We start from the raw sequence: 16,135 nt of genomic DNA, 5'->3' as shown, positions 1-16,135 counted from the left end.
AATGGAGGGCTATAAATAAATGTCTATATGGGAAAAATATCCACCAGAAGCACGCAACGAATATATAAAATTTTTACAAATTTATGGTGCATTAACAAAATTATTTAAGCAAAAACATGTTAATAATATACCTCATCTTGATTCCAAATTTCAAGAAACAATTTTTGCTAAAATTTTTCATGCTGAAAATGTAGATATTGGAAATACACCACATGATATTTTATCAATTATAGACAATGTTAGAATAGGTATTGGTTTAAAAACATGGATGAATACAGCACCTTCTTTCCAAAAAGTTATGCAGATAAAAAAACATAGCGCTACCATTGATTTTAATCAAAGCAATGAGAAGTTGGCTTATTATTTATCGACTATAAAAAACGAAAGAATGATAGCTGATTACAATCGTTTAGGTTTATCTCATGATAAAAATATTTATCACTATATTACAAGAGATGCTAATCGATTTGTTATTCATGAAACACATTATCCACTTATTGATATAAATAGTTTAAACAATTTCAATAAAACAGATACGTCTTTTTCGTGGTCTGATAAACATAAACAATATAAATTTACTTATAGTGATGCTCAAATATGGCAATATTTTGACCCAACTAAGAAAGATTCTATGAAACTTCATGAATTGGAGATTCAAATATTAGATGATCCTTTTGATTTTTTACTTAAAGCTTATCTCCATTTTATTGATAAATATAATACTCCACAATCTACTGATATTGTTGAAATTTATTTACCCTTATATTCTTATCAACGCAAAGAAGTCGGTGAAAAGTCAGGATTAAACGCATGGAATGCCAGCTCAAAATCACCTAATTCATCCAATCCATCTCAACGACCATTAAATGAAATATATATCCCCATCCCTAGAATATTTCATAAAAAATATCCTGGATTTTTCTGTCCTAATATTTTCAACTCAGAAAAACAGAAAAAAGAAATTAGATTTACTCTACAACTACCTAATGGTAAACAAATACCTGCCTTGATTACTCAATCTAACTCAAAAGCTTTACAATCAGGTAGTAGTACTGAAATCAATCCCGATACAGGAAAAATATATGGACAAGACGCATTAGGTCAATGGTTATTAATTGATGTATTAGGTCTTAAAGAAAGACAACCTGTGACACGCCAATGGCTAGAAATGAAAGGTACTGATTCAGTTAGACTATGGAGAAAAAAGAATGACTATTCAAAAATATATATTGATTTCGCACCAATAAATAGTTTTGAAACTTTTATAAATGCTAAGAGTGTTGATGCATTATACTCAGATGAATAAAATATAAACATAATTAAACACTATCTATTTTCTCTAAATCTAAAGTAGATAGTGTTTAATTACATTTATTTACTATATCACTTAATCTTAAAATGATTAACTATTCATTCATATGGATTATGATAATCTGTTATTCTCTACATATTTTTCTGATAATTCTAATGCTAAACGTAAATTAAGACTAACTTTAGGATCTTTAAATTCATATTGCAACATTTCTTCACAACGTTCAATACGGTATTTGACCGTATTGCGGTGAACAAAAAGATATTTAGCTGTACTAGAAATTTCACATTGATGATCTAAATAAACTTTTAACGTATCACGTAATTCTTTAAAATATTCATCTTCTGGAAAGGCCAATTCTTTTAAAATAGTTTGGCAAAAATAAACGACTTTATCATTATCAAATTGCTCAAATAAACCTAAAATATCTTGGGCATTATAAAAATGATTATACTGTGCGATAATAGGTTGCGGCACATGATGTCTAACTTTATCATACGTTAACTTAGCTTCTAAAAAAGACGTACCGATACTTGCCATTTGATGACATACTTTACCGAATGAAAAAGCTAATGATACACCAATTTTATCATAAAGTTCTTTTGCAATTTGTTTAAATAGTTCAGTGATATTTTCATTTTCATGTTGAATTAATAATATCAAATATTTACGACTTTTGTGATGAAAAATACAAGTATTCGGTAACTGACTTTCTAATTTTGCAGTTAGCCAACGTGTTAATAAATGAATTTCAGCCGTTCTTAATAATACTTTATTATAAAAATCATCATCTCCTACACGATTAACAAACACCACTTGATAATGATTAGAAGCAACTAGTCCAAATCTTTCACCTAATTGTAACCAATTTTTATTTTTTGCCGACTCATCCTTTTGTTGACGAATAAAATGTCTAAAATGACCACTCTGTCTATCCTGAATGTATTCATCAATCTTTTGATTTTTAAATAACATAAACGATAATACCATCGTTGCTTGTTCAATAGCCACTTCAGATAAAGGATAAGGCATCTTTTCAGGATAAAAAACTAATAAATGATATGGATATAAATCATTCACATTAACAGAACACATTGAAACACTGATATTATTATTTTGAAAATCTTGTAAAATAAAAGGATGACATATTGATTTATTAGCTCTCGGTGATTTTAATAACATTTGTTCTACAAAAAATTCTGCACGATAGGTTGTTGAATTAAAATGAAAAGATGTGGCTACAATGTCATATAAAGGATTTAACAGGACAATGGGTACTCGTAACATTTTACTCAATTCGCCAATGAATCGTTCTGTTGGCACATCGTTAATTAGTAAATCAGAAAATTTTCTTTGGATTTCGATAGCTGAAACCAACTGCTCTTGTTGCTTATTCCAAACGAAATCGAGCATACGATGTAAAATCGCACCTAAAGGATAAGTTACTGGAATTTCTATAATGGCAAAATTAATACTATTAGCATAATCAATCACTTCTTGCGGAATTTTTTGAATAAAACGACCTACTTTAATCCCTACACCTGCTGCTTGGACACTTTTTAACGATTGAATTAAAGTTTTTAATTCCTGTGGATTATCTTGATAAATCATAGCGGTTGTTAATAAAAAAACATTATTCGAAATATACAAGCTAACATCAGGTGTTTCGGATACTTCGACACTTGTAATTTCATGGTTAAGTGTTGCTTGCGAAGTCAATAGTGTTAATTCTTTAAATTGATGTTGAGATAACACTGCCTTAAGATTCGTCATACTTAACCTCCTATCATTATGATGTTTTTATTATAACACATTATGCTTTAAATTTAACCTACAATACGTGTACCTGCTTGTCCTTGTAATGCCTTATCCGCTTCTAATAATGAACAAATGATCGCTGTTTTACCACGTGAAGCAAAATCTATTGCCGCTTCGACTTTAGGCCCCATACTTCCTGCAGCAAAATGACCTTCTTGTGCATATTGTCGAGCTTCATCAATTGTTATTGTTTCTAATTTTTGTTGACGTTCTGTGCCATAATGAATATATACATTACTAATATCAGTCAAAATCATTAAAACATCCGCATCAATTTCTTCTGCTAATTTTTTAGCTGTACGATCTTTATCAATAACAGCTTCAATACCTTCATAACCATGCTCTGTTGCGATGACAGGAATACCGCCACCCCCACCAGCTACAACAATCGCTTCATTATCTAATAAAGTTTTAATCACATTCACACCATGAATCGTTTTAGGTTGTGGTGATGGCACAACACGACGATAACCACGTCCAGCATCTTCTTTTAAATGCCATCCTTTTTCTGCTGTTAATTGTTGTGCTTGTTGTTCTGTATAAAATAAACCAATTGGTTTATTAGGTTGTTGAAAAGCTTCATCATTTGAATCAACTTCAACTTCTGTTAATAAAGTCACAATATTAGGACGTACTTTATCAAATTGATTTTTTAAAGCACGTGAAATCATGTAACCAATAAAACCTTGTGATTGTGCGTTACAGACATCTAATGGCATAGGTGGCACAATGGCTTTTGTTTCTTCATTTTGACGTAAAATATTACCTACTTGTGGCCCATTCCCATGCGTAACTAATATTTGATACCCTAACTGATAAATTTTCATAATAATTTCTGCACTTTGTACCACATTATGATACTGATTTTCATAACTAGCTATCTGTTTAGGTTGTAAAATAGCATTTCCTCCAAGTGCAAAAACAACACGCTGTGACATATTAAATTTCTCCCTTCATATAAAAAATAGCTAAGATAAATCCTGTTAATGTATCACACCCTGAAGTGTGACCAAAAGATAATATTGCTTCAATACAAGATTGCAACTGTTTTACTACCAAATGTGGCTCAGTTAATAAAGTAACGAGTTGCAAAAGTAAACTATGGAAACATCCATGTACTGAACAATATAAATAATGTTGACTGATTTTTGTTGTCGCCGAATAATGAGGTATGACAACAGGTAATCGCAAACAACTCGCCGCTAAATTATAACCGATAACCATATCATCACCCGTTGGCGTTAAACCCACACCTCGACCTATTAGTTTTGCTAGTGGTAGAGATTTATCTTTAGCTAAAACAAGTTGTTTAATTAAATGCTCATGATCTAATAAACTTTCTTGAAATGTTTGTCCAAAGCCATTACGAACTGATAACTGTCTTAAATAATTAATAAGTAGTGCAATATTGTGTGATTGCACTACTTTATGCATAATCAATTGACTGTGATAATGTTGTCCTCCAAGCACAATACTTAAATTATCATGTTGCAACAAATCAGGCGTCAAATATAATTGATTCCCCACCTTAAGTTGTTGTTTCATTTGTTTAAAATCATAAGGCATTAAGTGAATTCCAAATGGTATATATGGATGACTAACATGTGTTAAAGTAATTAAGTTTATTTGATGAGAACAAGCTAAATTAATCACTTTGTCAAATAAACTATGCACTGTCCAAATGATATTAGAGGATGTCAAGACATGTTGATCCATAAAAATACTACGATATTGATTCATTGACATCCCTCCCATACTATTCTGTAAACCCTAATTTTTTAGCATATGCTAACACTGCTTTCTCAAAACATTCGATTGGTGGTGTAACTGTCCCTGCACCAATTTGACCTAATCCTGCTTTTTTATTAGCAATACCTGTATTAATAACTGGTAAAATTCCTGTTTCTACAACTTTACGCGCATCAATACCTAAGCAAATACCTTGGAAATCCCAAGTAGGTACTGGGAAATTTGTATTTTGTGAGACACATATTTCTTTCATTTCATTACTTGTAGCTAGTGCATCCCCAAAACCACCACTACCTACAAAACGTGTCACTGCAGGTGCAGCAATCATGGCCATCCCACCTACACCAAATGTTTCAGTAATGGCACTATCACCCATATCTGTTGCTGCATCTTCTTCAGAAAAACCTGTAAAATACAAACCTTTTGGTGTATTTGCTGGTCCTGTAAACCATTCGTCACCCATACCCGCAATACGTATACCGAATTCATAACCATTACGGCACATCGCTGTAACAACAGTACCCGCTTCAATCGTACGCGCAGCATCTAAAACTGCTTTTGAAGCAGCCATCATAATGTTTAAGAAGAATTGGTCTGTATCAGCTAAAAATTGAATTACTTGTTGTTTAGTCGCTGTATCAATCTCTAAACTTGTAATAATCGGTGCCATTTCTTTTAGAAAAGCCAATGAAGCTGCAATATTACGTTGGTGGAATTCATCTCCCATCGCAATAGCTTTCGCAATTAAAACATTTAAATTCAACCCTTCCGGTAAAGTACGTAATGCTTGACCTAAAGTTGGTCCTAAAACATCCTTCATCCAATGTAAACGTGTAATGACTTCTTCTGAATAAGCACCAAAACGTAATACAGCACCAATACCTTCATTCATCGTACAATAAGCAATATTACCTTGCTCTTTATTTTCTACAACAAGTACAGCCATATTTGCTGAAGTAATACCACCCATTGGCCCAACAGCATTAACATGATGACATGGCATCAATGTCACTTCCCCTTGTTCTAATAACTGTCTTGCTTGTGCTTCATCTGTTGCCCACCCTTCAAATAAGCATGCACCAATACAAGCACCTTGAATAGGATCTACCATTTTATCAAACGTAATCGGTGGTCCCGCGTGTAATAATACTTTACCTTGTGAAAATACATCAATAACTGTATGTGCCGGTACAACATCCATTAAAAATGGTTTACCATTCATAATTTTAGTAATGACGGCTTGATTAGCTTCATCAACTGTTTGATAATTCATCATCATTAGACCTCCTTGTAATTTCTTAAATATTGCAATGCTTTTTGTAAAGTAATATTACCACCAGCTACAGGTTTCCAATCAAATTGCACGGCTTGCGCACCTGTATCTACTATTGATTGTGCAAAACTTCTTAGTCCAATATTTAAGAAAGATTTAGCCGTTAATAAAGTTTTTACTTCATGATGTGGTGTAGCTTGACCGGGTAACTTAGGTACAATTGTTTTCGTTGGTAATACTAATGGTTTACCAATTGATGTTAATGCCATTTGCACAGCTTGTGCATTACTATCCGCAATTAATACACCTGCTTCTTGTAAAATACGTTGTTGTTGATGAATATCTTGTGGATCCTGATCTGTACCAACAATTGTCGCAATAATTTTCAACTCACGACCTTGTATTTTTGCAACATCTAATAAACCACGTAAAGTTGGTGCTAGAGCTTCAGCCATATTGTCATGTGAACCATAACCTAAAACAACATCTAATAAAACAACAGCAACTGATTCATCTTGCACAACTGATTGTAACATTTCAATACGTTTATCTGGATCAATCATTGGGTGCGGTTTACCTTGTGTATAAATATCATCACCTAAATCAATAATCTCATGACCATCTGTTTGTAACATATAACCTTCTGGTGCTGATTGTTTAGTTAAATCTAATGCTTTAGTGACTAACATTGCCGCTTCTGCTGCTAATGTACCACCTGAATAATAACCTTTAATTGTACCTTCTGGTACTGTTGAAGAAACTGTGACTTCTTCTAAAATCGGCATATCACTAATTTCTTCTTTATGTAAAATTTTTACAGCTAGTTTCGCAACTTCTTCTAAAGTATAAGCATGGTATAAACCTTCTTCATGTTCAGTCGGTTCATCACCTAAAAATAATGTTACAACTGGTTTACTTAAAGTACGTAATTTATTTAACACTTGTTCACGTACAACAGGCGATGCTGGTTTAGAAATAACGACAATAACTTCTACTTCTGGATCTACAGCTAATACGTCAATACTATCTAATAAAGTAACACCACCAATACTGTCTTTTAAATCACGACCACCTGTACCAATGGCATGTGTAACACCTTCACCATATTGATGCACTAAAGTTGTCACTTCTTGAATACCTGTACCTGAAGCACCAATCACACCAATACGACCACGACGCACTGCATTGGTAAAGGCTAATGGAATACCATTAATAATCCCTGTTCCACAGTCTGGTCCCATCAATAATAAATTAGAGGCATGTGCTTTAGCTTTTAGACGTTGCTCATCTTCAACACTAACATTATCACTGAAACAAAATACGTGATAACCTTCATCTAAAGCACGTTCAATTTCTAAAGCAGCATGTGTCCCAGGAATAGAGATCAATGCAACATTGGCTTCATTAGCTTTGATCAATGCTTGATCCCAAGTTTTAACAATAGTCATGCTTTCTTCTTGTGCTTGATTACCTTTAGCATTATCAGCTAGAAATTGCGTCATTTCTTCTAATACTGTGGCTACTCTTTCTTCACTATCTACGTCTAATACAATTGCGATATCATTAGGTGTCGCTTGTTCTAATTCGTCTGTATATAAACCACTTGTTTTAAAAATATCTTTATTAGCTGGTGTACCCATCATAATCGACACATTATTAACACCCTCTAATGTACTAATTTTATTAGTTAATAACATCAACACAATTGAGTCTTGATAATTATTTTTTTGAATAATTGTTTTTAACATGCTTTATATCCCCCATTTTATACAAATGCTGTTTTACCTGAATATTTATCAAAGTGAACTGTATCACTTATTAAGTATTGATAAATATTTTCTTCAATTGGAATACCTGCTTCATATTTTTGGCGTTTCATATCACTTAACTCACCTGGATAATAAACTTGTTCAAAACCTTCTGCAGCTGGCACATTATGTAATTGTTCTTTTAATAAATCAATATTCGCTTTAAATTGATCTAAATCAGTAAAACGACTTGGATCAATCATGATATAAATTTGTCCTAAATCACGGCCTTTTGTTAAATCATTATACATTGATGAAACACCGCCACCAAAAGGTAAGCCTAATAACATACCTGATAAAATATCTACCATCATCATTAAACCGTAACCTTTAGGCCCAGAAATTGGTAACAGACCCCCAATGTCAAAAGGATCAGTTGTTGGACCACCTGTTTTACTTACTGCCCATGTATCTGGGATAGGATTATTTTTACTACGTGCATCTAAAATTTTACCCCATGCTTGCACAGATGTTGCCATATCAAACACAATCGGTTTACCTGATGCTGATGGTACGGCAAAAGCAATTGGATTCGTACCATAAAATGGTGCAGCACCACCATAAGGTACGACCATTGGATCAGATTGACACATCGCAATACCAATTAAATCATGTTCAGCTGCTTTACGAACATAATATGACAATGTACCACTATGGCTCATTTTACTAATTCCTACTACTGCTACACCTGATTCTTTTGCCATTTTAATCGTATCTTCTAATGCCATATTAGCAACATAATGCCCAGCACCATTATCACCATGGAAAATACCTGTTGATGTCCCTGTTGCTTCAAAAGATAATTGTGGATTTTTTGTTACCCCACCTTTAGCAATACGTTCAGCATAATAATCTACACGTACAGCACCATGTGAGTGCACACCACAGCTGTCTGCATAAACTAAATGTTTTGCCATTTCAAATGCTTGTTCACTCGGTAAACCTGCTTTCTCTAATTTGTTTTGGATTAAAGCATGTAATTCTTGCGGTTTAACATTAACTAAATTTGCCATTTTTTATTTCCTCTTCTTTAAATTTGTGGATCTCTATTACAATCTTTTGAATATAAATACGTTAATGGTTCATCTCGCCCTACAGCATAAGCTGCTTGATGAACATAGGCACCCATAAAGATATAATCACCTTTTTCTACTGGATACCATTCATTATCTAAATTGTACATACCTTGCCCTGATGTAATATATGCACCATGTTCTTGGAAATGTGTTTCTACATAACCATGGCTCGCACCTGGTTTAAATGATAAAATGTGGAAATTCATATCAAAGCCTAAATCTGCTGGCAATAAATCCCATAATAAAACATCAGACATGCCTTCATACTCAATCGGTGTTAAATCATGACTATTACCTACCACTTTATGTGCTGCATAGCCTTCTACCGCTTCATAACGTTTTTTGTATAAGAATGTTTCTACACGTTGTCCACTGTGATTGTGGAAGTATAACTTTTCACCAGCTGGTAAATAAATATAGCCTCCTGATGTCAATTGATGTTCTTCTTTACCATCAGATACTGTTAATTCACCTTCTAAAACATATAAAAATACTTGTACGCCTTCTTCACCAAAACCACGTTCATTTTTACCTTCAGGTAAAATAGATAAATGATAATCAACAAAAGTCGCACCTAATTTAGGTGTTGCTAAAATAGTTAGTTCACAATTATCAAAACCTGGTAATGTATTTTTTACTAAACCATCAAATGGCAAAATCGCAAACATGCCTTTCTTAATAATTGCTCTTGATTCTAATAAACCTTGACGATAACCTGTATTATTATTTTTATATCCCATCTTCTTCTCCTTATTCTTTATAAGCCATTTCATATAATGATGCAGCTAGCATTTTAACACCTTCAACTAAATCATCCAGTGAAGTTGCTTCTGCTGGATTATGACTAATCCCTTTAATACTTGGTATGAACAACATTGCTGTTGGATAATGTTTAGCAATAATTTGTGAATCATGACCGGCACCACTATGCATTAGACGATAATTCATGTGAGTTGCCTCAGCTACTTCAACTAATTTAGTGACAATAGTTGTTGACATTGGTACTGGATCTTCATTCATCCATAAATCAATGTCAATTTCAATACCCATTTCTTCAGCAATATCACGCATACGTTGCTCAGTTTCTTGCGTAAAAGCTTCTAATTTTTCTTTATTTGTATGACGACAATCAAACGAGAATAATGTTTCACCTGGTACAACATTGACTGTATTTGGTTTAGGTTCTACACGACCAAATGTTGCGACTAATGGTTCCCCTTCAGCTTTGGCACGTGTAATTGTATCACAAACAATGCGTGAAAAAGCTTCGATTGTATCATGACGATAAATCATAGGTGTTGTACCTGCATGATTTGCCTCACCTTTTAAAATAATTGTATAACGTTTTTGACCGGCAATATCCGTTACAATTCCTATTTTTTTATTTTCTTTTTCTAGCACATTACCTTGCTCAATATGTAATTCTAGGAAGGCTTTAATATCATCTCTTTTTGTTTGTAATGGTCTGAAATCAAAACCACACTTTCTCATTTCTGAAACAAATGGTTGACCATTACCATCACTAATATGCTCAACTTCTGCATTATTGGCGATACCTACAAAATTTTTACTTCCCCAAAATACAGTTGGAAAACGACTACCTTCTTCTTCAGCCATAGAAATTACTTCCATTGAACGTAATGGTTGACCATATTCTTCTAATAAATATGACATAGCGATATATGCCGCGATAATACCAAATTGTCCATCTAAAGTACCACCATTGACCACGGTATCTACATGAGAGCCTGACATAATTGTTTCATTTGGATACTTACTACCTTCAATACGTCCAAATAAATTACCTATTTCATCGAATGTTGTCGTAAAGCCTAAGTCATTTAATTTTTGTTCAATTCCTTTTTGTGCGGCTAACCATGAGTCAGAATATAATAAACGTGTCATACCACCTGTGACATCATTACCTATTGAGGATAACCATGTCACATTGTCCTGTACTATTTTATGCCATTCCATAAGCATTACCTCCTAATTTATACACGATAACTTATTTAAGTGTAAGCGTTTCACGATTATCCTTCACTAATCAAAGTAAACAATTTTAATTCGTTAATTGTTCACTATAACCAATTATTTGACCTCATTTAAAATATTCGTTAAACTTTAACTAAATTAAGGAGGCTATTATGACAAATCAACTGACTATTTTTGACTACCCACAAACAATTCAAGCAACATTACATCCTTGTGACAAGCCTATCAGCACTATTTTATATTTACATGGTGGTGGTTTAATTTTTGGTGATAGAGATGACTTACCTACGAGTTACTTAACTTTACTTCAACAAAATTATCGTATTGTGACAATCGATTATTTATTAGCACCCGAAGTGCCTTTTGAAACTATCATTACAACTTTAAAGACAACAATTGAAAAAATTATCGATTTTTTAGATATTACAGATAATTTCTGCTTATTTGGTCGTTCAGCGGGTGCTTATCTTGCATTATTGATGGCAAAACATCTAACTATACAACCACGTGCATTAATTAGTTTCTATGGCTATCATAACATTAATTTGTATCAATTATTATCACCTTCACCTTATTATTTAAACTTACCTCAAGTTCAAACACTTTTTCCACTTGCTACTGATCCTTGTCATAAATCAACTGACACGTATATGTCTCAATATATTCAAGCACGTCAACAAGGTACCTGGGCACAATTACTACAATTAGATACGACTAATCAACAATGGCAATTAACTGAAGAAGATTGTCAACAATTCCCCCCTACTTTTATTACCGCAAGTATCAATGATCCGGATGTATCTTATTTATTTTCAAGCACTTTAAGTCAATGGCTACCACAAAATCATTTTATACCTGTATTTCATTCAGCCCATGATTTTGATCGTGACGAACAGTTAGGGTTACCTATTTACCAACAATTGTTTGATTGGTTAACAAAGGTTTTAAAATAAATATTTAAATTTTAATCTTCTTTTCTTGCACTTAAGTTAAGCTATCTATATAATGACTTTGATATCGCAGACGCTTTGCATATCTTAATACAAATAAAGGATGTTACGCTTATGAAAAAAGTAATGTATATGCTATTGTTAGTAGCCATTATCATAGGTATCTCAGGGTGTCAAAGCCAAGATTTCATACCTGATTCTAAAATTACTGTTATTTCTCGTGAAGACGGTTCAGGTACACGTGGTGCTTTTACACATCTATTAGGTATTTATGATAAAGATAAAGTAGATAATACAACAATTGATGCCGACGTATTTCAAAGCACAGGTGCTATTTTAAGTAGTGTCAGTGCAAATAAATATGCGATTGGCTATGTTTCTTACGGTGTGTTAAATCATGATGTCAAAGCATTAAATATTGATCAGGTTGCCATTAGTAAAGAAGCGATTAAAGACGGTAGCTATAAAATTTCACGTTCATTTGGTTTAGTGTCACACAAAAATAATCATAACCTTGTGGCGCAAGACTTTATTCAATTCATTTTATCGCAACAAGGTCAACAAATTATTGAACACGCAAAATATATTGCTGTTGATCAACCAGTGACATTCAATAGTACTTTACCGAAAGGCAAAGTCACTATTTCAGGTTCATCATCAGTCGCACCGGTTGTCGAAAAATTAAAAGAAGCTTATTTAAAATTGAACCCTAATGCTTCTATTGAGATTAATCAAAGTGATTCAACGAGTGGTGTTGAGAATGCACTGCAACAAATCAGTGATATTGGTATGATTTCGAGAGATTTAACTGATAAAGAGAAATCACAACCATTACAACCTACAACGATTGCTATTGACGCACTTGCAATTATTGTTAACACTGACAATCCAATGAATAATTTATCGCAACAACAAATTCGTGATATTTATCAAGGCCAAATTACTAATTGGCAAGATTTAAAGGAGAAATAATATGAATATGAAAAAGGAGCTAGTGGCAAAATATGCATTTACCTTAGCTGCATGTATTTCAGTACTATCTGTTATTTTAATTTTTGTTTTTCTATTTAAAGAAGGATTAGCCGGTCTATCACAAATCGGATTCTCTAATTTTATTTTTGGCTCAATATGGAAACCAAGTATTAATGTTTATGGTATTTTTCCAATGATTGTGACAACATTTTATGTCACAATTATTGCGATTGTTTTAGCAACACCTATCGGTATACTAAGTGCTATTTATTTATCACAGTACGCACCACACCGTCACTACCCAATCATTAAGCAAAGTATTAATTTATTAGCAGCCATTCCTTCGGTTGTTTATGGTTTCTTCGGTGTGATGGTCATTGTACCTGTCATACGAAATGTATTTAGAGTAAGTGGTAGTAGTATTTTAGCAGCAGGACTTGTGTTAATGGTGATGATTTTACCGACAATTATTACATTAAGTGAAACAGCTTTACGTGGTGTGGATAAAAGTTACTATGAAGCCTCTGTTGGTTTAGGGGCTACGAAAGAACGTACTATTTTTAAGGTTATTTTACCTGCAGCTAAATCAGGTATTTTAACGAGTATTATTTTAGCAATCGGACGTGCAATAGGTGAAACGATGGCTGTGATTATGGTGAGTGGTAACCAACCACGTATTCCAGGGTCATTAATTGAAGGTGCGAGAACTTTAACGAGTAATATCGTTTTAGAGATGGGTTATGCGACTGATTTACATCGACAAGCATTAATAGCCACAGCACTTGTTTTATTAGTCATCACTTTCTTTATTAACATTATTTTAAATTACTTTTTAAGAGGTGCAAAATAAATGACTAATCGTAAATTTGAAGCACAATTATTAAAATTCTTAGTTTATTTTGGTATTATCACAAGTTTAACATTTATGTTGAGCATCGTGGGTTATATTTTAATTAAAGGTATTAGCTTTATTTCATTAGATATGTTTAGTTTCACATATACGACTGACAATGTTTCGTTAATGCCAGCATTTATTAATACATTAATCGTCGTAATTTTCACTGTCATTATTGCCATTGTCATTGGTGTCAGTTCAGCAATTTATTTAAACGAATATGCTAGTAAAAATAATATACTTGTGAAAATGATTCGTATTGCTACTCAAACATTACAAAGTACACCTTCTATTGTTTACGGTTTATTTGGTACATTATTGTTTGTTAATGTAATTTTCAAAGGCTACAATATTATCTCAGGTATTTTAACTTTATCAATTATGGTTTTACCTTTAATCATGATTAGTACTGAAGAAGCTTTAAAAGTTGTGCCTCATTCATTAAAAGAAGCAAGTTATGGTTTAGGTGCTGGTAAATTACGTACCATTTTCAAAATCATTTTACCTTCAGCTTTACCCGGTATTTTTTCAGGTGTCATTTTAGCTATAGGTCGTATTCTTGGTGAAAGTGCCGCTTTAATTTATACAGCTGGTTCTGTCGCACAAATTGCCACAAGTTATCATGATTCTGGAAGAACTTTAGCTGTTCATATGTTTGCATTATGGAGCGAAGGGATTAATATAGAAAAATCTTATGCCACTGCTTTAGTGTTATTAATTGTCGTCTTATTAATCAATCTTTTATCTTTATACTTAGATAAAAAATTAACGAAAAAATTAGCAGGAGAAAAATAATGAATAATAAATTAGAAGCTAAAAATTTAAATCTTTACTATGGTGATTTTCATGCCTTAAAAGGTATCAATTTAGGAATTGAAGAAAATAAAGTTACAGCCTTCATCGGTCCAAGTGGTTGTGGTAAGAGTACTTTTTTAAAATCATTGAACCGCATGAATGATTTTGTTGACAACTGTAAAATCACAGGTGAAATTTTATTAGATAAGCAAGACATCTATAAATTTGATGTTAATGAACTCCGTAAAACTGTCGGCATGGTTTTTCAAAAACCTAATCCTTTTCCAATGAGTATTTATGATAATATCGCTTACGGTCCTCGTACACATGGCATCAAAGACAAAGCAACACTTGATGAAATCGTTGAAACTTCATTAAAAGGCGGTGCCATTTGGGATGACGTAAAAGACAAATTACACAAGAGTGCCTTATCTATGTCTGGTGGACAACAACAACGTCTATGTATTGCACGTGCTTTAGCCATTAATCCTGATGTCTTATTAATGGACGAACCAACAAGTGCCTTAGACCCTATTTCAACTGCCAAAGTAGAAGAATTAATTTATAGTCTAAAAGACAAATATACCATTGCTATTGTAACCCATAATATGCAACAAGCAACACGTGTTTCAAATAACACAGCCTTTTTCTTACAAGGTGAAGTGATTGAATTCGGCAAAACAACAGATTTATTTTTAAATCCAACTAACAAAAAAACAGAAGAATATATTACAGGAAGATTTGGATAGGAGGCCTTTATGCGTAGACAATTTGAAAATGATTTAAAAAAATTAAAAAATAAAATTACTGAAATGGCGCATCTATGTCAAGAAGCCTTAACATTAGCTATTGATGGTTTTATCTCAGGCAAAACAGACAATGTTAAAACTGTTAAAGAATTAGAAAAACAAATTGATGCATTAGAGCAAGATATTGAAGCAGCTTGTATACGTTTTATCGTTCAACAACATCCCGTTGCCAGTGATTTACGTAATGTTTCAACTTTATTAAAAATGATCACCGACATTGAACGTATCGGTGACCAAGCTTATGATATTGCCAATCTAACATTAGAAACAAATGCAACTTATGCACCCAAAGCCGAACACATTGTCGAAATGACACAATTAGTACTAAAAATGCTAGACTTAGCAATAGAAGGTATAGGCAGTCGCGACTTAACTACCCTTGACAAAGTTATCGACCTAGACGATCAAGTCGACCAACTTTATTACACAATCAAAAACGACATCATCACAGACATTCGCACAGCCACAAAAGATGAAGATAAAATCATCGATATCCTAATTATCGCCAAATATTTAGAACGTATCGCCGACCACTCAACAAACATTGCTGAATGGGTAAAATACTTCATCACAGGTAGCCATGATGAATAATAGAACCCGCAGGTTATCGAGGGATAATCTGCGGGTTTTTGGTTATGATGAATTGCAAATAATATTGCGACACTCATAACATATTAAGTTCG

At 33.0% G+C, this 16,135-nt stretch carries 15 protein-coding genes; 7 read left to right on the top strand and 8 right to left on the bottom strand.

The genetic code is table 11. The features are described from left to right. Positions 1–19 precede the first annotated feature (19 nt). On the top strand, positions 20–1,306 hold the full coding sequence (locus AC5EAH_RS03825; protein WP_493493433.1) for a phospholipase D-like domain-containing protein: 1,287 nt from the start codon (positions 20–22) through the stop codon (positions 1,304–1,306). Between the two features lie 117 nt (positions 1,307–1,423). Here the strand turns inward: AC5EAH_RS03825 and AC5EAH_RS03820 are convergent, their stop codons facing one another. From AC5EAH_RS03820 to allC, 8 genes are read right to left on the bottom strand one after another with little or no spacing between them, the layout of a single operon-like run. Further along, positions 1,424–3,085: a PucR family transcriptional regulator gene (locus AC5EAH_RS03820; protein ID WP_493493432.1), complete on the bottom strand. Its 1,662-nt coding sequence runs from the start codon at positions 3,083–3,085 to the stop codon at positions 1,424–1,426. Between the two features lie 53 nt (positions 3,086–3,138). Further along, a complete protein-coding gene (arcC, locus tag AC5EAH_RS03815; protein WP_493493431.1) occupies positions 3,139–4,068 on the bottom strand; it encodes a carbamate kinase in 930 nt (309 codons plus the stop codon). Between the two features lies 1 nt (position 4,069). Then, a complete protein-coding gene (locus AC5EAH_RS03810; RefSeq protein WP_493493430.1) occupies positions 4,070–4,870 on the bottom strand; it encodes an oxamate carbamoyltransferase subunit AllH family protein in 801 nt (266 codons plus the stop codon). Positions 4,871–4,886: 16 nt separating this feature from the next. Further along, positions 4,887–6,152, bottom strand: coding sequence for a YlbE family protein (locus AC5EAH_RS03805; RefSeq protein WP_493493447.1), 1,266 nt, complete (start codon positions 6,150–6,152; stop codon positions 4,887–4,889). Positions 6,153–6,157: 5 nt separating this feature from the next. After that, on the bottom strand, positions 6,158–7,900 hold the full coding sequence (gene fdrA, locus AC5EAH_RS03800; RefSeq protein ID WP_493493429.1) for an acyl-CoA synthetase FdrA: 1,743 nt from the start codon (positions 7,898–7,900) through the stop codon (positions 6,158–6,160). 17 nt (positions 7,901–7,917) lie between these two features. Continuing rightward, entirely contained in the window at positions 7,918–8,973 is a 1,056-nt protein-coding gene (gene allD, locus AC5EAH_RS03795) for an ureidoglycolate dehydrogenase (protein WP_493493428.1), read from the bottom strand. A 17-nt stretch (positions 8,974–8,990) separates the two neighbouring features. Beyond that, positions 8,991–9,776 carry a (S)-ureidoglycine aminohydrolase gene (gene allE, locus AC5EAH_RS03790; RefSeq protein WP_493493427.1) on the bottom strand — a complete coding sequence of 262 codons (786 nt, stop codon included), beginning with the start codon at positions 9,774–9,776 and terminating at the stop codon, positions 8,991–8,993. A 10-nt stretch (positions 9,777–9,786) separates the two neighbouring features. Then, entirely contained in the window at positions 9,787–11,013 is a 1,227-nt protein-coding gene (gene allC / locus AC5EAH_RS03785) for an allantoate deiminase (protein WP_493493426.1), read from the bottom strand. A 170-nt stretch (positions 11,014–11,183) separates the two neighbouring features. Between allC and AC5EAH_RS03780 the strand changes: the two genes are divergently transcribed. The 6 genes from AC5EAH_RS03780 (at position 11,184) to phoU (ending at position 16,043) form a co-directional block, all read left to right on the top strand. Further along, positions 11,184–11,984, top strand: a complete 801-nt coding sequence (locus AC5EAH_RS03780) for an alpha/beta hydrolase (RefSeq protein ID WP_493493425.1) — start codon at positions 11,184–11,186, stop codon at positions 11,982–11,984. A 111-nt stretch (positions 11,985–12,095) separates the two neighbouring features. Further along, the gene (locus AC5EAH_RS03775) at positions 12,096–12,953 is read left to right on the top strand and encodes a substrate-binding domain-containing protein (protein WP_493493424.1); all 858 of its coding nucleotides are present in this window, start codon (positions 12,096–12,098) and stop codon (positions 12,951–12,953) included. A gap of 1 nt (position 12,954) precedes the next feature. Continuing rightward, positions 12,955–13,803 (top strand): phosphate ABC transporter permease subunit PstC, encoded by an 849-nt coding sequence (gene pstC, locus AC5EAH_RS03770; RefSeq protein WP_493493423.1) that lies wholly within the window; start codon positions 12,955–12,957, stop codon positions 13,801–13,803. Further along, positions 13,804–14,643 carry a phosphate ABC transporter permease PstA gene (gene pstA, locus AC5EAH_RS03765; RefSeq protein ID WP_493493422.1) on the top strand — a complete coding sequence of 280 codons (840 nt, stop codon included), beginning with the start codon at positions 13,804–13,806 and terminating at the stop codon, positions 14,641–14,643. It begins immediately after the preceding gene. Beyond that, entirely contained in the window at positions 14,643–15,392 is a 750-nt protein-coding gene (gene pstB, locus AC5EAH_RS03760; protein WP_493493421.1) for a phosphate ABC transporter ATP-binding protein PstB, read from the top strand. Before pstA ends, pstB begins: the two co-directional genes overlap by 1 nt. A 9-nt stretch (positions 15,393–15,401) precedes the next feature. Continuing rightward, positions 15,402–16,043: a phosphate signaling complex protein PhoU gene (gene phoU / locus AC5EAH_RS03755; RefSeq protein ID WP_493493420.1), complete on the top strand. Its 642-nt coding sequence runs from the start codon at positions 15,402–15,404 to the stop codon at positions 16,041–16,043. Positions 16,044–16,135: the final 92 nt, after the last annotated feature.

The organism is Staphylococcus sp. B1(2026) (assembly GCF_058895785.1).
This window is presented reverse-complemented; position numbering and strand designations above follow the sequence as displayed.